The 20,840-nt window shown below is 64.3% G+C and carries 26 protein-coding genes; 14 read left to right on the top strand and 12 right to left on the bottom strand.

What is annotated here, in order from left to right; translation table 11 throughout:
• Position 1: 1 nt before the first annotated feature.
• The 3 genes from NLY36_RS14960 to NLY36_RS14950 are packed head-to-tail and all read left to right on the top strand — an operon-like array spanning position 2 to position 3,476.
• Positions 2 to 697, top strand: coding sequence for a response regulator transcription factor (locus NLY36_RS14960; protein ID WP_023736741.1), 696 nt, complete (start codon positions 2 to 4; stop codon positions 695 to 697).
• A complete protein-coding gene (locus tag NLY36_RS14955; protein WP_023736742.1) occupies positions 685 to 2,280 on the top strand; it encodes a sensor histidine kinase in 1,596 nt (531 codons plus the stop codon). Before NLY36_RS14960 ends, NLY36_RS14955 begins: the two co-directional genes overlap by 13 nt.
• A gap of 29 nt (positions 2,281 to 2,309) precedes the next feature.
• On the top strand, positions 2,310 to 3,476 hold the full coding sequence (locus tag NLY36_RS14950; RefSeq protein WP_023736743.1) for an NAD(P)/FAD-dependent oxidoreductase: 1,167 nt from the start codon (positions 2,310 to 2,312) through the stop codon (positions 3,474 to 3,476).
• Positions 3,477 to 3,675: 199 nt separating this feature from the next.
• Here the strand turns inward: NLY36_RS14950 and NLY36_RS14945 are convergent, their stop codons facing one another.
• On the bottom strand, positions 3,676 to 4,407 hold the full coding sequence (locus NLY36_RS14945) for a DUF72 domain-containing protein (RefSeq protein ID WP_023694558.1): 732 nt from the start codon (positions 4,405 to 4,407) through the stop codon (positions 3,676 to 3,678).
• Positions 4,408 to 4,552: 145 nt separating this feature from the next.
• Positions 4,553 to 4,978 carry a GNAT family N-acetyltransferase gene (locus NLY36_RS14940; protein WP_023694557.1) on the bottom strand — a complete coding sequence of 142 codons (426 nt, stop codon included), beginning with the start codon at positions 4,976 to 4,978 and terminating at the stop codon, positions 4,553 to 4,555.
• 162 nt (positions 4,979 to 5,140) lie between these two features.
• On the opposite strand from NLY36_RS14940, the gene leuD reads away from it, so the two are divergent.
• The 5 genes from leuD to leuB all read left to right on the top strand — a co-directional run bounded on the left by leuD (position 5,141) and on the right by leuB (position 9,042).
• A complete protein-coding gene (leuD, locus tag NLY36_RS14935) occupies positions 5,141 to 5,746 on the top strand; it encodes a 3-isopropylmalate dehydratase small subunit (protein WP_023694556.1) in 606 nt (201 codons plus the stop codon).
• Positions 5,747 to 5,810: 64 nt separating this feature from the next.
• The gene (locus NLY36_RS14930; RefSeq protein WP_023736744.1) at positions 5,811 to 6,734 is read left to right on the top strand and encodes an Ivy family c-type lysozyme inhibitor; all 924 of its coding nucleotides are present in this window, start codon (positions 5,811 to 5,813) and stop codon (positions 6,732 to 6,734) included.
• A 308-nt stretch (positions 6,735 to 7,042) separates the two neighbouring features.
• Positions 7,043 to 7,426, top strand: a complete 384-nt coding sequence (locus NLY36_RS14925; protein ID WP_023683820.1) for a RidA family protein — start codon at positions 7,043 to 7,045, stop codon at positions 7,424 to 7,426.
• A 12-nt stretch (positions 7,427 to 7,438) separates the two neighbouring features.
• Positions 7,439 to 7,789 (top strand): VOC family protein, encoded by a 351-nt coding sequence (locus tag NLY36_RS14920; RefSeq protein WP_023683821.1) that lies wholly within the window; start codon positions 7,439 to 7,441, stop codon positions 7,787 to 7,789.
• Positions 7,790 to 7,938: 149 nt separating this feature from the next.
• Entirely contained in the window at positions 7,939 to 9,042 is a 1,104-nt protein-coding gene (leuB, locus tag NLY36_RS14915) for a 3-isopropylmalate dehydrogenase (RefSeq protein ID WP_023683822.1), read from the top strand.
• Positions 9,043 to 9,050: 8 nt separating this feature from the next.
• Here leuB and NLY36_RS14910 read toward each other — a convergent pair whose 3' ends face one another.
• The 5 genes from NLY36_RS14910 to NLY36_RS14890 form a co-directional block, all read right to left on the bottom strand.
• Positions 9,051 to 9,428, bottom strand: coding sequence for a MarR family winged helix-turn-helix transcriptional regulator (locus tag NLY36_RS14910; RefSeq protein ID WP_023683823.1), 378 nt, complete (start codon positions 9,426 to 9,428; stop codon positions 9,051 to 9,053).
• Positions 9,429 to 9,498: 70 nt separating this feature from the next.
• Entirely contained in the window at positions 9,499 to 9,636 is a 138-nt protein-coding gene (locus tag NLY36_RS14905) for a hypothetical protein (protein WP_023683824.1), read from the bottom strand.
• A 23-nt stretch (positions 9,637 to 9,659) separates the two neighbouring features.
• Positions 9,660 to 9,926, bottom strand: a complete 267-nt coding sequence (locus NLY36_RS14900; protein ID WP_023683825.1) for a hypothetical protein — start codon at positions 9,924 to 9,926, stop codon at positions 9,660 to 9,662.
• A gap of 193 nt (positions 9,927 to 10,119) precedes the next feature.
• Positions 10,120 to 10,842 (bottom strand): DUF805 domain-containing protein, encoded by a 723-nt coding sequence (locus tag NLY36_RS14895; protein ID WP_023683826.1) that lies wholly within the window; start codon positions 10,840 to 10,842, stop codon positions 10,120 to 10,122.
• 325 nt (positions 10,843 to 11,167) lie between these two features.
• Positions 11,168 to 13,009, bottom strand: coding sequence for a DEAD/DEAH box helicase (locus NLY36_RS14890; RefSeq protein ID WP_023710257.1), 1,842 nt, complete (start codon positions 13,007 to 13,009; stop codon positions 11,168 to 11,170).
• A gap of 424 nt (positions 13,010 to 13,433) precedes the next feature.
• Here NLY36_RS14890 and NLY36_RS14885 point away from each other — a divergent pair, with 424 nt between their 5' ends.
• The 3 genes from NLY36_RS14885 (at position 13,434) to NLY36_RS14875 (ending at position 15,144) form a co-directional block, all read left to right on the top strand.
• Complete coding sequence (locus NLY36_RS14885; protein ID WP_023671698.1) at positions 13,434 to 14,468, top strand: aspartate-semialdehyde dehydrogenase; 1,035 nt, start codon at positions 13,434 to 13,436, stop codon at positions 14,466 to 14,468.
• 225 nt (positions 14,469 to 14,693) lie between these two features.
• Positions 14,694 to 14,816, top strand: coding sequence for a hypothetical protein (locus tag NLY36_RS14880; RefSeq protein ID WP_280813933.1), 123 nt, complete (start codon positions 14,694 to 14,696; stop codon positions 14,814 to 14,816).
• Positions 14,791 to 15,144: a GNAT family N-acetyltransferase gene (locus NLY36_RS14875; protein WP_245260309.1), complete on the top strand. Its 354-nt coding sequence runs from the start codon at positions 14,791 to 14,793 to the stop codon at positions 15,142 to 15,144. Before NLY36_RS14880 ends, NLY36_RS14875 begins: the two co-directional genes overlap by 26 nt.
• A 3-nt stretch (positions 15,145 to 15,147) precedes the next feature.
• Here NLY36_RS14875 and NLY36_RS14870 read toward each other — a convergent pair whose 3' ends face one another.
• Complete coding sequence (locus tag NLY36_RS14870; protein ID WP_023671700.1) at positions 15,148 to 15,555, bottom strand: ACT domain-containing protein; 408 nt, start codon at positions 15,553 to 15,555, stop codon at positions 15,148 to 15,150.
• Between the two features lie 357 nt (positions 15,556 to 15,912).
• Here NLY36_RS14870 and NLY36_RS14865 point away from each other — a divergent pair, with 357 nt between their 5' ends.
• The 3 genes from NLY36_RS14865 to NLY36_RS14855 all read left to right on the top strand — a co-directional run bounded on the left by NLY36_RS14865 (position 15,913) and on the right by NLY36_RS14855 (position 17,280).
• Positions 15,913 to 16,323: a DoxX family protein gene (locus tag NLY36_RS14865; protein WP_023687655.1), complete on the top strand. Its 411-nt coding sequence runs from the start codon at positions 15,913 to 15,915 to the stop codon at positions 16,321 to 16,323.
• A 14-nt stretch (positions 16,324 to 16,337) separates the two neighbouring features.
• Positions 16,338 to 16,793: an SRPBCC family protein gene (locus NLY36_RS14860; RefSeq protein ID WP_348524914.1), complete on the top strand. Its 456-nt coding sequence runs from the start codon at positions 16,338 to 16,340 to the stop codon at positions 16,791 to 16,793.
• 223 nt (positions 16,794 to 17,016) lie between these two features.
• Positions 17,017 to 17,280: a YMGG-like glycine zipper-containing protein gene (locus tag NLY36_RS14855; RefSeq protein ID WP_023683830.1), complete on the top strand. Its 264-nt coding sequence runs from the start codon at positions 17,017 to 17,019 to the stop codon at positions 17,278 to 17,280.
• An 87-nt stretch (positions 17,281 to 17,367) separates the two neighbouring features.
• Here NLY36_RS14855 and NLY36_RS14850 read toward each other — a convergent pair whose 3' ends face one another.
• The 4 genes from NLY36_RS14850 to ffh all read right to left on the bottom strand — a co-directional run bounded on the left by NLY36_RS14850 (position 17,368) and on the right by ffh (position 20,727).
• Positions 17,368 to 18,213 carry an acyl-CoA thioester hydrolase/BAAT C-terminal domain-containing protein gene (locus tag NLY36_RS14850; protein WP_023736745.1) on the bottom strand — a complete coding sequence of 282 codons (846 nt, stop codon included), beginning with the start codon at positions 18,211 to 18,213 and terminating at the stop codon, positions 17,368 to 17,370.
• An 87-nt stretch (positions 18,214 to 18,300) separates the two neighbouring features.
• Entirely contained in the window at positions 18,301 to 18,702 is a 402-nt protein-coding gene (gene rpsP, locus NLY36_RS14845) for a 30S ribosomal protein S16 (RefSeq protein WP_023671705.1), read from the bottom strand.
• Between the two features lie 104 nt (positions 18,703 to 18,806).
• On the bottom strand, positions 18,807 to 19,133 hold the full coding sequence (locus NLY36_RS14840) for a chorismate mutase (RefSeq protein WP_023671706.1): 327 nt from the start codon (positions 19,131 to 19,133) through the stop codon (positions 18,807 to 18,809).
• Positions 19,134 to 19,140: 7 nt separating this feature from the next.
• Positions 19,141 to 20,727, bottom strand: coding sequence for a signal recognition particle protein (gene ffh / locus NLY36_RS14835; protein ID WP_023736746.1), 1,587 nt, complete (start codon positions 20,725 to 20,727; stop codon positions 19,141 to 19,143).
• Between the last annotated feature and the right edge of the window lie 113 nt (positions 20,728 to 20,840).

Genomic DNA, 20,840 nt, shown 5'->3' with positions numbered 1-20,840 from the left:
CATGCCGCATCAGATCCTGGTCGCCGACGACGATCCGCACATACGCGAGATCATCTGCTTTGCGCTGGAAAAGGCCGGGATGAAGACGCAGGCCGTGTCCGACGGCGCCGCGGCCCTGCAGGCGATCGAGCGCCGCGTGCCCGATCTCGTCGTGCTCGACATCGGCATGCCGGAGATGGACGGGCTGGAAGTCTGCCGGCGGCTGAGGCAGCGCTCCGACGTGCCGGTTCTGTTCCTGTCCGCGCGCGACGAGGAAATCGACCGCATCCTCGGGCTCGAAATGGGCGGCGACGACTACGTGACGAAACCGTTCAGCCCGCGCGAACTGGTGGCGCGCGTCAACGTCATCCTGCGCCGCGCCCGCCCGGTGGCGCCCGACCCCGCCGACGACAAGAACTTCGCGCATGGCAAGCTCAGCCTGGCGCCGGCCAGCCACGGCGCCAGTTTCGACGGCAAGGCGCTGGCGCTGACGGCGATCGAATTCTCGATCCTCAGGGGATTTCTGGCGCGGCCGGCGCATGTGCTGGGCCGCGACCTGGTGGTCGCCAGCGCCTATGCCGCCAACATCCACGTCGCCGACCGTACCGTCGATAGCCACATCCGCAACATCCGCGCCAAGCTGGCGGCGGCGGGCTGTCTCGACGCCATTGAAACCGTGCATGGTGTCGGTTTCCGGCTCGGCCGATGCGGCGCCTGAGCGACGCCAAATGGATCGGCACCAAATGGCGGCCAAGGCTGGCCACGGTGGTTCTCGCCATCCTCATCATGGTGCTGGCGCTGCCGCTGGTCGGCCTGTTCTTCTTCCGGCTTTATGAAAACCAGCTGATCCGCCAGACTGAGGGCGAGTTGATCGCGCAAGGCGCCGTCATCGCCGCCATCTATGCACAGAATATCAGTGACGCCGCCATTGCCCCGGAGAAGCTAGGGGTGCCGATGCAGGCTGACAGCGGCGATGCCAGCCGCGGCGACGACTCGCCTTACCAGCCGATCGAGCCGAGCCTCGATCTCGCTTCCGACTATCTGCTGCCGACCCGGCCCGCCGGCATTGCCGCCGCCACCGATCCAGCCTTCACGGCCATCGGCGCGCGACTGTCCGGCATTCTCGACACGACGCAAAAAACCACGCTGGCCGGCTTCCGGCTGCTCGATCCCAAGGGCGTCGTCATTGCCGGGCGCGACGAGGTCGGACTATCCCTGGCCAATGTCGAGGAGGTGCGCGAGGCCCTTGCCGGCCGCTATGCCAGCGCATTGAGGCAACGAATCCCCGATCAGCCGCCGCCGCCGCTCTATTCGGTCAGCCGCGGCACGAAAGTTCGTGTCTTCGTCGCCATGCCGATTGCGGTCGCTGGCCACGTCGCCGGCGTGATCTATCTCTCCCGGACGCCGAACAACATCGTCAAACATCTCTATGGCGAACGCGGCAAGGTGACGCTGGCGGCCATTGCCATGCTGTTCGGCACGCTGCTGATCGCGCTGGTCTTCCTGCGCACCGTCAGCCGGCCGATCTACGCGCTGATGGAGCGCACCAGGCGCATCGCCGCCGGCGACCGCGACGCGATCCGGCCGCTCGACCATCACGGCACGCGCGAAATGGCGGAGCTGTCCGCCGCCTTTCTCGACATGGCCGAAAAGCTGCAAGCGCGCTCCGACTCGATCCAGACTTTTGCCACCCATGTCTCGCACGAGCTCAAATCGCCGCTGACGGCGATCCAGGGCGCGGCCGAGCTGCTGCGCGATTCCGGCGAGGCGATGGATGCCGCCGAGCGCAAGCGGTTCTCCGGCAACATCGTCAATGACGCCGGCCGGCTCAATCTGCTGGTGCGTCGCCTGCTCGACCTGGCGCGCGCCGAAAATCTGGCGCCGAGCGGCGAAAGCACATCGCTCGATGCAGCGCTGGCGCTGCTTCCGGTCGATGGCCGGCTGGCGGTCAACATTGAGGCGGGTGGCGAAATCGGCCTGCGGATATCAGCCGAGAATGCGGCGATCGTGCTTGCCAATCTGATCGACAATTCGGCCAGGCACGGAGCCACCCAGGTTCTTCTCTCTGCGGCCACCGCCGAAGGCAAGGTGACCATTGCGGTCAGCGACGACGGCACCGGCATCTCGCCGAGCAACAGGGCACGCATTTTCGAGCCGTTCTTCACCACGCGGCGCGAATCCGGCGGGACCGGCATGGGCCTCGGCATCGTGCTGGCCCTCCTGAAAGCGCATGATGGCACGATCGCGCTGGTTGACTCCGGACGCGGCACGCGCTTCGAGATCATTGTGCCGGCGGCGTGAAGCATACCGGCGGCCGGATCGGAGAAAACGTGCGCTACGACATTGTCATCATCGGCGGGGCCATCGTCGGCTCCTCTGTCGCCTATTATCTGCGCGAGGAAGGCTTTACCGGCTCGATTGCGCTGATCGAACGCGATCCGCAATTCGCCCATGCGGCAACGACGCTGTCCATGGCCTCGATCCGTCAGCAATTCTCGATCCCGGAAAACATCCGGCTGTCGCAGTTCACGCTAAACCTGTTCCGGCGGCTGAAGGAGACCTTCGGCGCCGATGCCGATATCGGCTTTCGCGAGGGCGGCTATCTCATCCTGGCCGGCGAGGCCGGGTTGCCGATCCTGAAAGCCAACCACGAGGCGCAGGTCGCCGAGGGCGCCGACATTCTGCTCGAGGATGCCGACCAGCTGGCAAAGCGCTTTTCGTGGCTGTCGACGGAAGGCATCAGCGCCGGCGCCTTCGGCCGCAGCGGCGAGGGCTGGTTCGACGCTCATGCGATGCTGACGCTGTTCCGCAAGGCGCTGCGCGACAGACAAATCGATTTCATCGCCGCCGACGTCACCGGCATCGAAAGGCAGGGCAACCGCGTCACCGGCATGGACCTCGACAATGGCGAAAGACTGCAAGCCGGCATCGTCGTCAATGCCGCCGGGCCGAATGCCGGCAAGGTGGCCGGCATGGCGGGACTCGTGCTGCCCGTCGAGCCGCGCAAGCGCAACGTTTTCGTCTTCGAGGCGCGGGAAAAATACGCCGACATGCCGCTGCTGGTCGATCCCTCCGGCATCTATGTCAGGCCGGAAGGCTCGGTCTATCTCACCGGCGGCGCCGAGCCGGAAGAGGGCGACGGTCCCGCCGATCCAGCCGATTTCGAGGTCGACTGGCCGCTGTTCGAAGAGGTGATCTGGCCGGTGCTGGCCACCCGCATCCCCGCCTTCGAGGCGATCAAGCCGACACGCGCCTGGGCCGGCCACTACGACTACAACACGCTCGACCAGAACGCGGTGATCGGGCCGCATCCCGAGGTCGGCAATTTCATCTTTGCCAACGGATTTTCCGGCCACGGCCTGCAGCAGGCGCCGGCGGTCGGCAAGGCGCTGGCGGAGTTGTTGGTGCATGGCGGGTATCGGACGGTGGATTGCTCGGCGTTTGGGTACGCCAGAGTGGCCGAAGGAAGGGCGTTCCGGGAATTGAATGTGATTTGAGGCGGCAAAAGCTCACTGTCGAGTTCCCGCCCACCCCTCTGCCCTGCCGGGCATCTCCCCCGCAAGGGGGGAGATTGGCAGCTTCGGCGAAGGCGCCATTCTTGCAACGTCGGCGATTGGCGAAGCGGTCGCGGCATCTGATTTCCCCCTTGCGGGGGAGATGGCCGGCAGGCCAGAGGGGGTGCTGTCCCGCGAGCGTCTAAGCAACCATCGCACTGACAGCCATCGCGTTCCCCAGTGCATGCCCGGCGGCCGTGTTGTCGAAAATCCCCCAGACCTCGGCACCGGAAGCGGCCGTTGCTTCCACTTGCCGCGCAAACCGGTCGAGCGTTTCGGTATCGTAACCCGAATAGTAGATGCGCGGCGCGCCGTGCCAGCGGAAATAGGCAAGGCCGGGCCAGCCACCCGGCCCTGCTGCCTCCGGAACCGAAGCCGGGTCGGCGGCGACCCGGGCGACCTGGTGACCGGCCAGCAGTGCGTCCGTCTCGGCACTGAACCAGGTGGGATGGCGCGGCTCGCATGCCAGCCTTGCCCGGATACGCTTGCCCAACATGTCGAAGAAACCGCCGGCGACCTCCGGCTCGAAGGGCAAGCTCGGCGGCAGCTGCACCAGAAGCACGCTCAGCTTTTCGCCGAGACCTTCGACCTGCCCGAGAAAGTCCTCCGTCAGCCCCTCGCAATCGGCGAGGCGATGCTCATGGGTCATGCTCTTCGGTGCCTTGACCGCGAAGCGGAAGTGCTCCGGCACGGCGTGAGCCCAGCGCTCATAGGTCTCGCGGCGGTGCGGCTTGTAGAACGAGGTGTCGATCTCGACGACCGGAAAGCGTTTTCCGTAACGTTCGAGATGCGAACCGGACTGCGGAAACTCAGCCTTGTATCGAGACGGAATTCCCCAGCCGGCGGTGCCTATGAGAGATCGGCGATTTCCCATGCTGGGGATGTGGACCGGATGAAGCGCGGGTCAAGGGCGGCAAGGAGGCGTTGCTCAGCAGGGTCCTGAACACCGTTCCGCATTGCCCGATAACCTTGCCCGCCTTGACTGCCCAACCCGGTCGGCAATTGCGCCCGATGCGGCGTCAGCCCTCGCGGGAGAACCAGAACGCGTCGGCCATGCGCTTCATGCCGATACGCTCGTAGAAGCCGACGGCGTCGGGCATCGAGATCAGGCTGATGGCGACCGAAGGCCCAAGCTGCCGGCGGGCCTCGTCCATCAGGCCCTTGCCGATGCCGACGCCTTGCGCCGATTGCGACACGGCGAGCTCTGAGACGTAGCACACCCAGGAAAAATCGGTGATGGCCCTGATAACGCCGATCAGCGGCCTGCCTTCGATGTCGAGCCGCGCCGTGAGCACCAGGTTCGCGCCTGAAAGCATCGCTTGCAGCCGGGCGTCGTCATCGACGGGGCGTGTTTCGCCGAGCGTGGATTCGACCAGCACGCGGCGGAATTCAGCGACGTCGAGCTCAGGCTCACTGGCATAGATAATATTCGATTGTGTGGTCATGGGCGCAAGGTGCACCAGCGGCGGCCGGTTTTAAAGACGTTTGCCGCCGATCTTTCGATCGGGCCGCGCACCAACAGTTGCCTTTTATTTGCCGGCGGCTTTGTGTAAACCGGGCGCAGCAAACCCTGACGCAACGAATTCGATCAAGAACGGGCAAAAGCCATGGAAAAATTCACCAAGCTCACCGGCGTCGCCGCACCGATGCCGATCGTCAATGTCGACACCGACATGATCATCCCCAAGGATTATCTCAAGACGATCAAGCGCACCGGGCTCGGCAGCGGCCTGTTCGCCGAAATGCGCTACAAGGACGATGGCTCGGAAAACCCCGACTTCGTGCTCAACAAGCCAGCCTACCGCAAGGCGCAGATCCTGGTCGCCGGCGACAATTTCGGCTGCGGTTCGAGCCGCGAACACGCGCCGTGGGCGCTGCTCGATTTCGGCATTCGCTGCGTCATCTCGACGTCGTTCGCCGACATTTTCTACAACAACTGCTTCAAGAACGGAATCCTGCCGATCACCGTCAGCCCCGAAGACCTGGAGAAGCTGATGGACGACGCCTCGCGCGGCTCCAATGCGACGGTGTCGGTCGACCTCGAGGCCAAGGAAATCCGCGGCCCCGACGGCGGCGTGGTCACCTTCGACCTCGACGACTTCAAGCGCCACTGCCTGCTGAACGGTCTCGACGATATCGGCCTGACCATGGAGAAGGCCGGCGCCATCGCCTCGTTCGAGAAGAAGAACGCTGCCGAGCGTCCTTGGGCCTGAGTGGTACGAGATGGCCCGGCCGCCACAAAGCCGGGTTCGTGGCGGCTGAACGGAGGGGACAGTCATGACACGTTTTCTTCTTGCCGGCGCCTGCGCGCTGGCGTGGATGCTGATGCCGGTGGCCGGCGCGCAAGCACAGACCGACAAGATACTCGTGCCGGCAGAAGATCCGTCCGCCGCCGATCCGGGCGCGTCGAGCAATGCGGCCCTGGCGGACGATGACAGCCAGGGGCCGGTCCCGTTCGAGGGCGGGCAGCTGACCATTACCGAGCCAGAGCAGGATGGCGAAAAGGTGCTGGCCTATGACGGCAAGCAGCTGGCCAGCAATTACGACGTGTTCTTCGACAGAACAGTCAAGGTCGGCGGCGTCAACGTGGCGCTGGTCGATGTCGGCGACGGCGGCAACCAGTGCGGCCCGGCCAAGGTCATCGTCTGGAAGCCGGAAGGCGGCGAGATACAAAGCCTCAAGGTCGAACAGGACGAATGCGGCGCGCCGCCGGCGGCGGTGGCCGACAACGCCATCTATTTCGTGCCGTATCTGTTGCCGGGCGATACGAAGCAAGCGCTGCAATGGTCACCCAGCGACGGGCTGACGATCTCGGGCGACCTGACCTACGCGCCGGAGCCGGGTACGGACTGGAAGGACGTCGATCCGGCCAAATACCAGAACATCATCGACGCCTTCCACAATGAGGCCGTCTACAAGGCGGCGCAGACGCTGCTCGGCGACACCATGCCCGACATGGCGACCAGCCTGCTGGTCGGCGGCGGCACCGAAAAGACGGCGTCGGGCGCCTTCTACGCCACCGGCTGCGTGCCGCACGCATGCGGCAGCAATGACGGTTTCATGGCGGTCGACCCGGCCAAGCACACGCTCTACTTCGCCCGGCGCGGCGACAATGGCGAGCCGCAGGCGTGGCCTGACGTGAAGACCTGGCCTGCGGATGTGAAGGAAGCAATGGACAAGGCGCAGGAGTCGGGGAACTAGGGTTCGCGGCAGCGCGGCGAACACTCGGTGTTCATGCTTGTTCCGTCGCGATCCGTCACACCCCCCTCTGCCCTGCCGGGCATCTCCCGCTCAAGGGGGGAGATCAGACGTCACTCTGGCTTTCGCCAATCGCAAATGTGGAAAGCGAGAAAGGCGTCCGAACTGCTAATCTCCCCCCTTGAGGGGGAGATGGCCGGCAGGCCAGAGGGGGGTGCTGTCCCGCCGACGACCAAGATTTGCACCTGACTTGGCCCATGGCCCGGCCGGCCCTTTCCCTGCAAAAGTGTCCGAAACCACAGCGAGGCTCCATGCGCACACTCATCTCCACCGGTTCGCCCTTCGAAAAAACCGCCGGCTATTCGCGCGCGGTGGTGCAGGGCGACTGGTGCTTCGTGTCGGGAACGACCGGCTACGACTATGCGACGATGACCATGCCGGAAACGGTGGAGGCGCAGACGCGCAATTGCCTGGCGACCATCGCGGAGGCGCTGAGGGATGGCGGCTTCGACATGGCCGATGTGGTGCGGGCGCATTACTACATCACAGACCGGGCCATCGTGGACGTCGTCTTCCCCATCCTCGGCGAGGCTTTCGGCGAGATCAGGCCGGCGGCCACGATGATCGTGTGCCAGCTCAACAAGCCGGAAATGAAGATCGAGATCGAAGTCACGGCGCTGCGGCGTACGGCTTGAGGAGGCAAAGCCATGACGGTCCGGCGCATCGTGGCCAATATCGGGACACCAGACGCGGCAGCGGCGAAACGCTTCTATCAGGACGTGCTTGGCCTCGATGTGCTGATGGATCAGGGCTGGATCGTCACCTTAGGCTCCGACGCACGGATGCAGGTGCAGATCAGCTTCATGGCCCAGGGCGGCTCCGGCACGCCGGTGCCGGACCTCTCCATCGAGGTCGACGATGTCGATGCGGCGCTGCAACGCATGAAGGCCGCCGGCTTTGCCATCGAGTATGGTCCCGCCGACGAACCCTGGGGCGTACGGCGGTTTTATGTGCGCGATCCGTTCGGCCGGTTGGTGAATATTTTGTCGCACAAGTGATTTGTTCCTCTCCCCCGCCTCTGGCCACGGCGAGGAACCCAGGTCTTGAGACGCGGGCGCCGTCGTAGCGTTCTTCATCCCCTTGCGCCGCAAGCTCTTGGCGTTTAGCAAGGCCGCGGTTTCTCCAAACAGTGTTGGGACGGTTCTCCATGGCTTCGAAAAATCTTCTCCTGCTCGCCGGCGACGGCATCGGCCCCGAGGCGATGGCCGAGGTGAAGAAGCTGATCGCGGCCATGAACGCAAAGCTCGGCAGCGGTTTTGCCACTGATGAAGGCTTGGTCGGCGGCTGTGCCTACGACGCGCATGGCGCGGCGATTTCGGATGCCGACATGGCAAAGGCGATGGCTGCGGACGCCGTGCTGTTCGGCGCCGTCGGCGGGCCGAAATGGGACAAGGTGCCTTACGAGGTGCGTCCCGAGGCCGGGTTGCTACGGCTGCGCAAGGATATGGAGCTGTTCGCCAATCTCCGGCCCGCCATCTGCTATCCGGCGCTGGCCGCGTCGTCCTCGCTGAAGCAGGAAGTCGTCGAGGGCCTCGACATATTGATCGTGCGCGAGCTTACCGGCGGCGTCTATTTCGGCGAGCCGAAGCAGATCATCGATCTCGGCAACGGCCAGAAGCGCGGGATCGACACGCAGGTCTACGACACGTTCGAGATCGAGCGGATTTCGGGCGTCGCCTTCGAGCTGGCGCGCACGCGCAAGAACCACGTGACATCGATGGAAAAGCGCAACGTCATGAAATCCGGCGTGCTGTGGAACGAGGTCGTCACCCAGACCCAGAAGACTCGCTATGCCGACGTCAAGCTCGACCACATGCTGGCCGATGCCGGCGGCATGCAGTTGGTGCGCTGGCCAAAGCAGTTCGACGTCATCGTCACCGACAATCTGTTCGGCGACATGCTGTCCGACATCGCCGCCATGCTGACCGGATCGATCGGCATGCTGCCGTCGGCCTCGCTCGGCGCGCCCGATGTGAAGACCAGGAAGCGCAAGGCGCTGTACGAGCCGGTGCATGGCTCGGCGCCCGACATTGCCGGACAGGGCATCGCCAACCCGATCGCCATGATCGCGTCGTTTGCCATGTGCATGCGATATTCCTTCGGCATGGTCGATGAGGCCGACAAGCTCGAAGGCGCAATAGCCGCCGTGCTCGACGACGGGCTCCGGACGAAGGATATTTTGTCCGAGGGCATGACCGAAGTCGGCACTGTCGCAATGGGCGATGCCATCATCGCCAAGTTCCTGGCTTAGCGGCCGACTCAGCGGATCTCGCCGGCCAGCCGTTTCAGCAGGCCGACGAGTTGCGCCTCATCCACGGTTGAGAAAAAAGCAGCGTCGGCGGCTTCGACGGCGACGATAGCGCGCTGGACTGCGGCCGTCCCCGTCGTGGAGACGCGGATCACCTTGGCGCGGGAATCCCGCGGGTCGGTGTCCCGCACAATCAGTCCCTTTGCCTCAAGCCGGGCGACGACGTCCGACGTCATCTTCACCTCGGTGCCGGCCTGCGCGGCGAGTTGGACCTGGTTGGGCGGCTCGCCATAGCGGCCGAGCCACATCGCCGAAGCCAGCAGCACGAACTGGACATGGGTAAGGTCAAGCGGGGCCAGCGCCGCCGTCATGACGCGCTGCCAGCGCATGGTGGTTCGCCAGAGCAGCAAGCCGGGGCTCTCGGATGGTCCGCTGAAGCGCGTGTTCAGATCCCCTTGATCAGCCACCGTTCGCCAACACCATTGCCTGCTCGAACAGTTTAGCCATCGAAGTGTCGAAATCGCCGCTGATCTGCGGCCCGAGCTCTGGTCCGACCTCGGCGGCCGATGGGCCGGAAATCTCGAGGCGATGAGTCACTTGAGTGCCACCCTCGACCGGCGTCAGCGTATGCCTGAACAGCAGTTTCGTGTCGCCGAAGAGGTCTCGTCGGCATAGGTTACAGCGTCGACGAGGTCGACGATCGTCGATTCGAAGGTGTCCTGCCCGACGGGCGTTACAGAGACGCGGGTGCCCTTGGCGAACGGGCCGTGCAGCACGAAGGTATCGGAGCCTTCGTAGGTGAGGCGGCCTTCGTGCAGCGCCTTGAGCGCGTTCCAGATGGCCTGCGCCGAAAGGGGGGAAATTGCGGTGTACTCGTTGGTCCACATTTGTCTTGGCTCCATCATCCGTTTTCGATCGTCGATTTGATGATTGCACAGATTGTCTGTGCACAGACTAAATGGCAAGAGAAATATTTCGTTCGTCCGGTCAAAACAGCAGCTGCCTTCCCGGCTGCGACCTAAGCCATTGTTATAGCACGGCTGTCCGCAAACAGCCGGCTGCTCATTTCTTGGCGCGGGTCTAGGCTCCGCCTCCTCCAGGCACCGGCCCCCACTGGTTTTCGTGGGCCTGGGTCGGGATCAATCCGAGTATCAGCGCGAGGATCAGCGTAGCCGGAGCGAACATGAAGGTGATTGCGAAGTAAGGTATTGCCAGCCAGCCGGTCAGGCCGATGTCGTGCAAGCGGCGCACGACGAGCCCGACCCAGGGCAGGAACGTCGCTAGCCAAAACAGCCCCCAGACGCCGATCATCACAATCGGCCAGTTGCCGGCATCGAAATTGCCGACGGCCTGGTCGGCGAGGGCGCCGGCAATTCCGACCAGGATGAAGCTGACGGTCCAGAACAGGCAGTAGCCCCAGAATTCCTTGCGGCGGGCGCGTTCGGCGAAGTTGATGTAGTTGCGCGTCACGCCTCGCCAGAAATAACCCGGCAGTCCGCTATCGCGAACCGCGCCGTCTTCCGCCAGGCGGCCGAAATGCTGTGGGGCGGCTGAAGCGGCAGCCGCCTTGGGCGGCGCGGCGCTTGCCGCTGGCGCAGCGGTGGCGGGACTGGCGGGCTGGGCGCGGATTGAAAAAACGTCGCGCGCCTGACCGCTTGCCGGCAGAAACTCGACCACAGCGCCGTTCGCGATCACGGTATCACGGCGCAGATCCTCGCGCGCGAAGGTGTAGCGGTTGCCGTCCGCCCCGGTGATGAAGCCGAAACCCTGGGCCTCGTCATAGTGAAGAACTTCGCCGCGCATTTAGCCTCGCCCCCGTGCAGGCACAGACTGTTCAAAGTTGCGGCGGACTGCAAGGGGGTGGACGAAATGGAGGGCGAACGGTTCAGGCATGAGTTGCTTTATTTTCCGGTGCGTTGGCGCTGCCCCTCACCTGCCTGCCGGCATCCTCTCCCCGTATAGTGGCGGGGAGAGGGGTCGCTGTTATCGACGATTCCACCAATCGCCAACGTTGCAAGAAGAGCGCCAAGGCTGCGGTCAGCCCTTTCTCCCCGTCACTATACGGGGAGAAACGCCCGGCAGGGCAATGAGGGGCAGCGCCTACATCTGTAATTGGCCGATAAGAGCCTCAAACCGGCCGCTTCTTCGGTTTCTTGTTCTTCGGCGGTCCAGCCTTGTCGAATTTCGGTTTCCCGGCCCAAGGCTTTGCATCGCCGGGGGGCCGTTCCCGCTTCTCGAATTTCGGCTTGTGTGCGCTTTGCGGCGCCTCGAACGGGCGCTTGCCGCGATGCGGCTTCTTGTCGGGCTTCGGCGCCTGGTAGCCGGCCCGCGACAGGTCGGGCGTGCCGTCCAGGCGCTTCACCGCAATGTTGCCCTGCAATTTCTTGTCGGGGCCGACGGCGGCGAGGAAGCGATCGGCCCAGTCGGCCGCGATCTGCACGTAGGTCTCATCCTGCTGCATCTTGATGGAGCCGATCTCGCGCTTGGAGATGTTGCCGGTGCGGCACAGCATCGGGATCAGCCAGCGCGGCTCGGCATTCTGCTTGCGCCCGATCGACAGCGAGAACCAGACGCTGTCGCCGAAATCGTCGCGGCGGCTGGGCGCTTCGTCGCGGCGTTCGAATTTTTCGCCCGCCGGTCTGTCTCGCGACGGCGTGAAGGCCGCGACCTCCGTCAGTTCCTCGGGCGCCGAGCGGCTGGCGCGGCATTGGCGCACGAAGGCGGCGGCCACCTGTTCCGCGCCATGCTTGGCCAGAAGCGCGTCGATGAAGCCGCGCTCGTCCTCGGCAATCGGCTCTTCGAAGGCTGGATCGGCAAGGATGCGCTCGTCGTCGCGCTTGATGACGTCGTCGGCGGAGGGCGGGCTCGCCCATGTCGCCTTCAGCCCGGCATTCTGCAGCAGCCGTTCGGTGCGCTTGCGGGCGCCGTTGGGCACGATCAGCGCGCTGACGCCCTTGCGTCCGGCTCGGCCGGTTCGGCCGCTGCGGTGCAGCAGCGTTTCGGGATTGGTCGGCAGATCGGCGTGGATGACCAGTTCGAGATTGGGCAGGTCGATGCCGCGCGCCGCGACATCCGTGGCAATGCAGACCTTGGCGCGGCCGTCCCGCATCGCCTGCAGCGCGTGGGTGCGTTCGTTCTGGCTGAGCTCGCCCGACAGCGCCACGACGGAAAAATTGCGGTTGTTGAAGCGCGCCGTCAGATGATTGACGGCGGCGCGGGTGTTGCAGAACACCAGCGCGTTCTTCGCTTCGTAAAACCGCAGCACGTTGATGATGGCGTTCTCGCGGTCGGGATAGGCGACATTCAGCGCCCGGTACTCGATATCGAGATGCTGCTTTTCCTCGCCGCCGGCCGAGATGCGTACGGCGTCGCGCTGATAGCCTTGCGCCAGCGTGGCGATCGAGCGCGGCACGGTGGCCGAAAACATCAGCGTGCGGCGCTGAGCCGGTGCGGCATCGAGGATGAATTCGAGGTCCTCGCGAAAGCCGAGGTCGAGCATCTCGTCGGCCTCGTCCAGCACCACGGCTTTCAGCGCCGACATGTCGAGAGAGTTGCGGGTGATGTGGTCGCGCAGGCGGCCGGGCGTGCCGACGACGATGTGGGCGCCGCGCTCCAGCACGCGCCGTTCGGAACGCATGTCCATGCCGCCGACGCAGGACGCGACGGTGGCGCCGGTCGGCGCGTAGAGCCATTGCAATTCGCGCATCACCTGCAGAGCGAGCTCGCGCGTCGGCGCCACGGCCAGCGCCAGCGGTGCGCCAGCCTGGTCAAAACGCTCGGCGCTTCCAAGAAGGGTCGGCGCCAAAGCCAGGCCGAAGGCGACAGTCTTGCCGGAGCCGGTCTGCGCCGACACCAGAGCGTCGGCCTCGCCGAGTTCCAGCACCGCCTTCTGCACCGGCGTCAGCTCGGTATAGCCGCGTTTTTCCAGCGCCTCTGCCAGCGCAGGAACGATACGTTCGAAATTGGACATCTCACTCTTTCGGAATTCGGGGCATGGGCTCATCATGCAGCACATGCCGGGGCTGGCGCCACGCCAGCCAAACACTATTTGGGCGTTCGTACTTCTTGCGGCCGCTATTGTACAGGGCAAGCGAGTGCCTTGCCGCAATTGACTCCTGACGCAAACCGCGTAAAAGCCGGCATCGAACGGGATCATTTTCGATGCGCGGCCTTCTGATGGCTCTTCTTGCATTCGACTTCCCCGGCCACAATCATGGGGCCGGGCGCGTTGGCGCGTCTTACCGTTCCAGCAAAACTATGGCCAAAACCACCACCAAAACGGTGTGATTCCCTTGGCCTAACCACCCTCTCCCGGGTCCGGCCCGGGGGACAAAACCCGCATTGGCCGGCGGGTTTTCTCCAAAAACCAAGCGGAGAGGGACAGGAGATTTCTGATGAGTTTCAAAGTTGCGGTAGTCGGCGCCACGGGCAATGTGGGGCGCGAAATGCTCAACATACTGGAAGAGCGCGGCTTTCCGGTAAGCGAAGTCGTGGCGCTGGCCTCGCGGCGCAGCCAGGGCACCGAAGTGTCGTTCGGCGACCGTTCGCTGAAGGTCAAGACGCTCGACCAGTATGATTTTTCCGACACCGACATCTGCATCATGTCGGCCGGCGGCAACGTCTCCAAGGAGTGGTCGCCGAAGATCGGCAAGCAGGGCTGCGTCGTCATCGATAACTCGTCGGCCTTCCGCTACGACCAGGACGTGCCGCTGATCGTGCCGGAAGTGAACCCGGATGCGATCTCGCTGTTCACCCGCAAGAACATCATCGCCAATCCGAACTGCTCGACGGCGCAGCTGGTCGTGGCGCTGAAGCCGCTGCACGATGTCGCCACCATCAAGCGCGTCGTCGTCGCCACCTATCAATCGGTATCCGGCGCCGGCAAGGAAGGCATGGACGAACTCTTTACACAGACCCGCGCGGTGTTCGTCGCCGATGGCGTCGAGGTCAAGAAGTTCACCAAGCGCATCGCCTTCAACGTCATTCCGCACATCGACGTCTTCCTCGACGACGGCTCGACCAAGGAAGAGTGGAAGATGGTCGCCGAGACCAAGAAGATGCTCGACCCCAAGATCAAGCTGACGGCGACCTGTGTGCGCGTGCCGGTGTTCATCGGCCATTCCGAAGCCGTCAACATCGAGTTCGAAAAGCCGATCACCGCCGACGAGGCGCGCGATATCCTGCGCGAAGCGCCGGGCTGCCAGGTCTTGGACAAGCGCGAGGATGGCGGCTACATCACGCCGCTGGAATCGGCCGGCGAGGACGCCACCTTCATCTCGCGCATCCGCGAGGATTCGACCATCGACAACGGCCTGTCGATGTGGATCGTCTCCGACAATCTGCGCAAGGGCGCGGCGCTCAACGCGGTGCAGATCGCCGAGCTTCTGGTCGAGCGCGGCCTGATCCAGCCGAAGAAGAAGGCGGCCTGACGGCTGGTTTGTTTTCGCTCACGGGGTTCGGCTTTCGGCCGATTCCGTTTATCGCTCACGGGCCGTATCGCCGCTGCCGCGGCTGGCCCTCCGCGGGGCGCCGGAAAGCCGGCGGCCCGTAGTCGCGGGCTCGGCCTTCGGCCGAAGCCTTCCTTCTCCCCGTTCACGGGGAGAAGGTCCCGGCAGGGGGATGAGGGCAGCGCTGACCTCTGTTGAGAAACGCCTTTGAACGATCCCACCAAAATCGTGCTGCGCCCCGCCACGGCTTTGGATGCCGCGACCATCGCCATTGTCATGCGGGCCGCACTTGGCTCGTTCCTGGATGCCGGTCATCCACACGCCGGATGAGGATCTTGCCTTCATCCGCGAGATCGTGCTGCCCCGGCAGCAGGTGACGGTCGCCGAGGCCGGCACCGGCATTGTCGGCTTCATTGCCCTGAGCGGCGATTGGGTGGAACAGCTCTATCTCGACCCCGCCTGGACGTGGCAAGGCATCGGCAGCCGGCTGCTGGTGCAAGCGACCGCCGCGCTACGGATCGTTAAACTGCATTGCTTCCAGGCCAACACCGGCGCGCGTCGCTTCTACGAGCGCCATGGCTTTCGCCCCGAGGCGTTCGGCGCGGGCACCACCAACGAAGAAGGCCTGCCGGATATTCTCTACGTGCGTCGAGCTTGATATTCAGCCGGCGTTATCCTTGGCCAGTTGGCGCAATAACTCCATCGCTTCCTCGGCCCGCTCAGCGGGCACGAACAGATGGTCATGATAGAAAGCAGAGACCGGATTGACGCCCATGCCGGCGGCGGCCAGCCGGGCGGTGATGGCGGCGAGGAAGCCGACGGCTTCCAGCGAGGAGTGGACGTTCAGGGTGATCATGCGGCAGCGGAACGAAGCGGTCAGCCCGGCCGCCCGTGCCGCGTCCTCGGTCACGATCAGTGTCACACCCTCGCGCTCGCGAAAGACCATCACGGGATCGAGGCCTGCCTGCCGGCTGATTCCAGGTGTGAGCGTAGCGAACACGTAGACGTCCGGCAGCAGTTCCGGCGTCATCGCCGCCAGCAGCTTTTTCAGATCAGTCTCGCCGGCCATTCGCTCGTCTCTCGCCCAGCCCTATCAATAGCCGTGACTGGTGGATGTCGATAGTCCGTCAAGGTGGAGGGACAGCGCCCCCCTCTGCCCTGCCGGGCATCTCCCCCGCAAGCAGGGAGATCGGCGGTTTCGATGCTCCGCTCATTCATGGAACATTGCCGAAGCGGTCGAGCGTGTAATCTCCCCCCTTGCGGGGGAGATGGCCGGCAGGCCAGAGGGGGGTGTGAAGGATCGCCACGCAGCGGCTTTTGCTTGCTGCTACCCAAAAAGAATCCGCACCCTGTAGGATCGCCGCCCCATCGCTCGTCCTTGGTCCGAAGCCAGCAAACGGCTCGAACCGCTTAGGAGGGAACACCCGTGAGTATTTCTCAAACCATGCCCGTCTCATCGGGCGCCCTGTGGACCGGCCGCGTGCTCAGCGGCCTCATCATCCTGTTCATGATCTTCGACGGCGTCATCAAGCTGCCGCCGCTCGATGTCGTCACCCAGACCATGGTGCCGCTCGGCTGGCCGGCCGATGTCAATGTCGCGCGCACGCTCGGCATTATCGGGCTGATCTCGACCGCGCTCTATGCGCTGCCCCGCACCTCGGTGCTCGGCGCCATCCTGCTCACCGGCTATCTCGGCGGCGCCATCGCCACAAATATGCGCGTCGGCAGCCCGTTGTTTTCGCACACGCTGTTTAGCGTCTATCTCGGCATCATCCTGTGGGGCGGTCTCTATCTGCGCGACCCAAGCGTGCGCGCCCTGATCCCGTTCAGCCGTTAAGCGAGGAGAAAAACATGCTCAGCACCATTCTCATCCTCCTGGTCGTCATCATCGCCGCCGTGCTCATCTATGCGGCGACGAGGTCGAATGATTTCGTCACCGCCCGCACCGCCAGCATCAAGGCCGCGCCGGAAGCGATCTTTCCGCTGATCAACAATTTCAAGCACTGGCCGGAGTGGTCACCCTACGAAAAGCTCGACCCCGAGATGAAGCGCACGCTGTCGGGCGCTGATGCCGGCAAGGGCGCCGCCTACGCCTGGGAAGGCAATGCCAAGGCCGGCAAGGGACGCATGGAGATCGTCAATTCCGTGCCATCCTCGCTCGTGTCGCTGAAGCTCGACTTCGAGAAGCCATTCCGGGCCAACAACAGCGTCGACTTCACCCTGAAGCCCTCGGGCGACACCACCGCAGTCACCTGGCAATGCGCGGCAGCCGGCCCTTCATTGCCAAGCTTTTGGGCCTCTTCATGAATTTCGATACGCTGATCGGCAAGGATTTCGAGGCTGGCCTCGCCAATCTGAAGAAGGCCACTGAAAGGTAAAACGTCCTGCATTTCAACAAGCTCGGCGGCGGTCGTTACGAATGTGACAGGCGCGCGCACCGGGATCTCTCACGTCTTCGGGATCAAATCAGCTGTCTGGGAGTTAGAGCCGTGGCGGCGAGGACGGCGATCCGCGTGAGAGAGGAACGACAATGAAAAAAGCGATGATCATTCTGGTACTGGCGACCGCACTGGGTGCGTGCTCGCAAACCGAAAAGGGTGCCGCGGTCGGCGGTCTCGGCGGCGCGGCGGTTGGCGCAGCTGTGGCAAATGATCCGGTTCAGGGCGCCGTCGTCGGCGGCGCCGTCGGCGCCGTGGCCGGCGCGCTGATCGGCCGTGCCAGCGAAAGCGGTCAATGTCGCTACCGCGGCCGCAACGGGCGCACCTATATCGCCAGCTGCCCCGACGGTTATTGAACACAGCCAGGTCCAACATCGGAAACCGGCGGCTATAGATCGCCGGTTTCGCTGTTGCCCAAGGCAGCTGGACCATGGCTGCCTGCGCTACAGCAATCCCCGGATATGCTCCCAAGCCAGGCGGCCCAGGCGCGTGTCGGCGTCGTCATTGCCGCCATGGGCATGCAGCCTCGAGCGCGGCGTGATTTCGCCCGGCAGCAGAATGCGGTGGCCGGCGTCGGGCACTGAGACGAGGCAGGTGGTCATTGCGGTGTCCTGGCGACACCGAACGATCGACTGGGCAAAATCCAGCGATGGCCATAGCGCGTCGTCGCCGCCCGCAACCAGAACAATGTCGGCTGAAATAGCTTCGACGGGAATGGCAGCCTTGGCCGCTGCGTCCTTGAAGGTTTGCAAGGCACGTAGGAAGAGCCCCCGGTAGGACACCAGACCATCGACATACTCAGCGTTCCAAGCGGGATTGCTTGGGACAAACGGCAAAGGAATCCCCTCGAGCGTCCACGACGATCGTTCCGGCCAGCTGACGCCGTCGCGGCCCGGCCCGATATTGCCCCAGACCACCGATGTCGGGCTGATCGCAACCACGAGGCCGATGCGTGGATCGTGAGCCGCCGCAAGCAGGGAGGCCTCGGCGCCTTTCGAGGTCCCGACATAGACGATGCGCCGGCATCCCATCTGGACAAGATAGTCGGTCGCCGCGAAAAACGTTTCGAGCGGGATCTCGCAAATGCCGGGCACCTGACCTTCGCCGCCAAACCATTGCAGCGCGAGAGCGGATGCTCCTTCCTTGGCAAAGAGCCGGGCGCGGGTGACGTCGATGCGGCCGCTCGATCCGCTGAGCACGACGACGCCTGTCGTGGCGCCGGCGCATCGCAACAGCGTTCCGGCTACGCCGCCGAAAAGGGTCTCTTCCGTGACGGTCCGCTCAGTCATCTTTCGTTCGAACGCATATGACATCGCCGCACATTAGCAAAACGGCGGGCACAGGCCCGCCGTTTTGTCGATGCGATGACGCGATGCTTATTCGGCGGTGGCGGCTTCCGCTTCGGCCGGGGCTGCAGCAGCGGCGGCAACGGCGGCGGCAGCGTCTTCCTGGGCCTTCTTCAGCAGAGAGGCGCGTTCCTGCGCCTTCTTGCCGGGCTCGGCCTTCTTCGGGTTGGAGCGGGCTTCGCGCTTGAGGAGGCCGGCCTCATCGAGGAAGCGCAGCACGCGGTCGGTCGGCTGGGCGCCGTGCGACAGCCAATGCTTGACGCGGTCGGCGTCGACCTTGACGCGCTCGCCGTCCTTGGGCAGCAGCGGGTTCCACGAGCCGATCGACTCGATGAACCGGCCGTCGCGCGGCGAACGGGCGTCGGCAATGACGACGTGGTAGTAAGGGCGCTTCTTCGAGCCCGCACGGGCCAGTCTGATCTTCAAGGGCATTTCATTTCTCCTAAATTTCTGATTTCAGTGTTGGGTTAATGGCTTTGTCTGGTGCAGGTCGTTGTCCCAAAACCGCTGCGCACTTTTGGGCGACATGCACTTTGTTAGCCGGTTTTGCTTGCGCCGTTGGACGCGGCGATCTGCTCGTGATGGCGGATCACTTCGCGGACGACGAAGTTGAGGAATTTTTCCGCGAAATCGGGGTCGAGATGGGCGTCCTTCGCCAGCTGGCGAAGGCGGGTGATCTGCTCCTGCTCGCGCGCCGGGTCGGCGGGCGGCAGGCCATGCTCGGCCTTGAGCACGCCGACCGCCTTGGTGCAGCGGAAGCGCTCGGCCAGCATATGGATGAGGGCGGCGTCGATGTTGTCGATCGAGGCGCGATAGCCGGCCAGGATGGTGCGTGCGTCGGCCATGTCTTTTTCTTCGTTCATAGCGTCCTCACTTCTTCTTTCCGAGGCTGGGCAGACCACCGCCGCCAAGGCCGGGAAGCTTCATGCCGCCGGGCAGACCGGGCAGGCCACCGCCGCTCGGGGTGGGCGGGCCCTTCATGCCGCCAAGGCCGGGCATCTGCTTCTGCAAGGCTTCGAGCTGCTTGGGATCCATCTTGGAGAGGTCGGGCATGCCGCCACCCATCATGCCGCCGGGGCCACCCGGCATCATGCCGCCGAGGCCCATCTTGGAGGCAAGGCCGCCCATCATGCCGCGCATCAGGCCGCCGCCTTTGCCCTTGCCGCCCATCGCCTTCATCATGTCGGCCATGCCGCGATGCATTTTCAAGAGCTTGTTGATCTCGGCCGCATCCGTGCCTGAGCCGGCGGCGATGCGCTTCTTGCGCGAATGTTTCAGCATGTCCGGATTGGCGCGCTCGGCCTTGGTCATCGACGAGATGATGGCGAGTTGGCGGCCGAACATCTTGTCGTCGAGGCCGGCGGCCGCCATCTGGTCCTTCATTTTGCCCATGCCGGGCATCATGCCCATGATGCCGCCCATGCCGCCCATTTTCGACATCTGCTGAAGCTGGCCGGCAAGGTCGTTCAGGTCGAACTTGCCCGACTGCATCTTTTTGGCCATCGCCGCCGCCTGCTCGGCGTCGATGTTTTCGGCGGCCTTTTCGACCAGCGAGACGATGTCGCCCATGCCGAGGATGCGGTCTGCAATACGCTTGGGGTGGAATTCCTCCAGCCCGTCCATCTTTTCGCCGGTGCCGATCAGCTTGATCGGCTTGCCGGTGACGGCGCGCATCGAAAGCGCGGCACCGCCACGGCCGTCGCCGTCCATGCGAGTCAGCACCAGGCCGGTGATGCCGACGCGCTCATCGAAGCTTTTGGCAAGGTTGACGGCGTCCTGGCCGGTCAGCGAATCCGCGACCAGCAGGATTTCGTGCGGGCTCGACACCTTCTTGATGTCGGCCATCTCCACCATCAGCGGCTCGTCAATATGGGTGCGGCCGGCGGTGTCGAGGATGACGACGTCATGACCGCCGAGCTTGGCTGCCTGGACGGCGCGCCTGGCGATGTCGACCGGGTTCTGGCCCGCAATGACAGGCAGCGTCGCGACTTTGACCTGCTCGCCGAGCTGGCGCAGCTGCTCTTGCGCCGCGGGCCGCCGCGTGTCGAGCGAGGCCATCAGAACCTTCTTGTTCTGGCGCTCGGTCAGGCGCTTGGCGATCTTGGCGGAGGTCGTCGTCTTGCCGGAGCCCTGCAGGCCGACCATCATGATGACGACCGGCGCCGGCGCATTGAGGTCGATGGCGACGCCCTCGGCGCCGAGCATGTCGACCAACTCGTCATGGACGATCTTGACTACCATCTGTCCAGGCTTGATCGACTTGACGACGGCGGCGCCGACGGCCTTCTCGCGCACCTTGTCGGTGAAGGAACGCACCACTTCCAGCGCAACGTCGGCTTCGAGCAGCGCACGGCGCACCTCGCGCAACGCCGCCGAGACATCAGCCTCCGATAGCGCGCCGCGGCCTGTCAGGCCGTTCAGGATGGAGCCAAGGCGCTCCTGAAGTGATTCAAACATTGGTCAACCCGCCGCGCGAGAGCGCCTTGGATTCATGGTGATCCCTGTCGGGCCGATGGCCCTCCACGCCTCTTGTGCGCTCCTGCAGCGATTCAAACATTCCGTTTCCTTTT

Source organism: Mesorhizobium sp. C399B (assembly GCF_030323185.1).
Lineage (GTDB): Bacteria > Pseudomonadota > Alphaproteobacteria > Rhizobiales > Rhizobiaceae > Mesorhizobium.
This window is presented reverse-complemented; position numbering and strand designations above follow the sequence as displayed.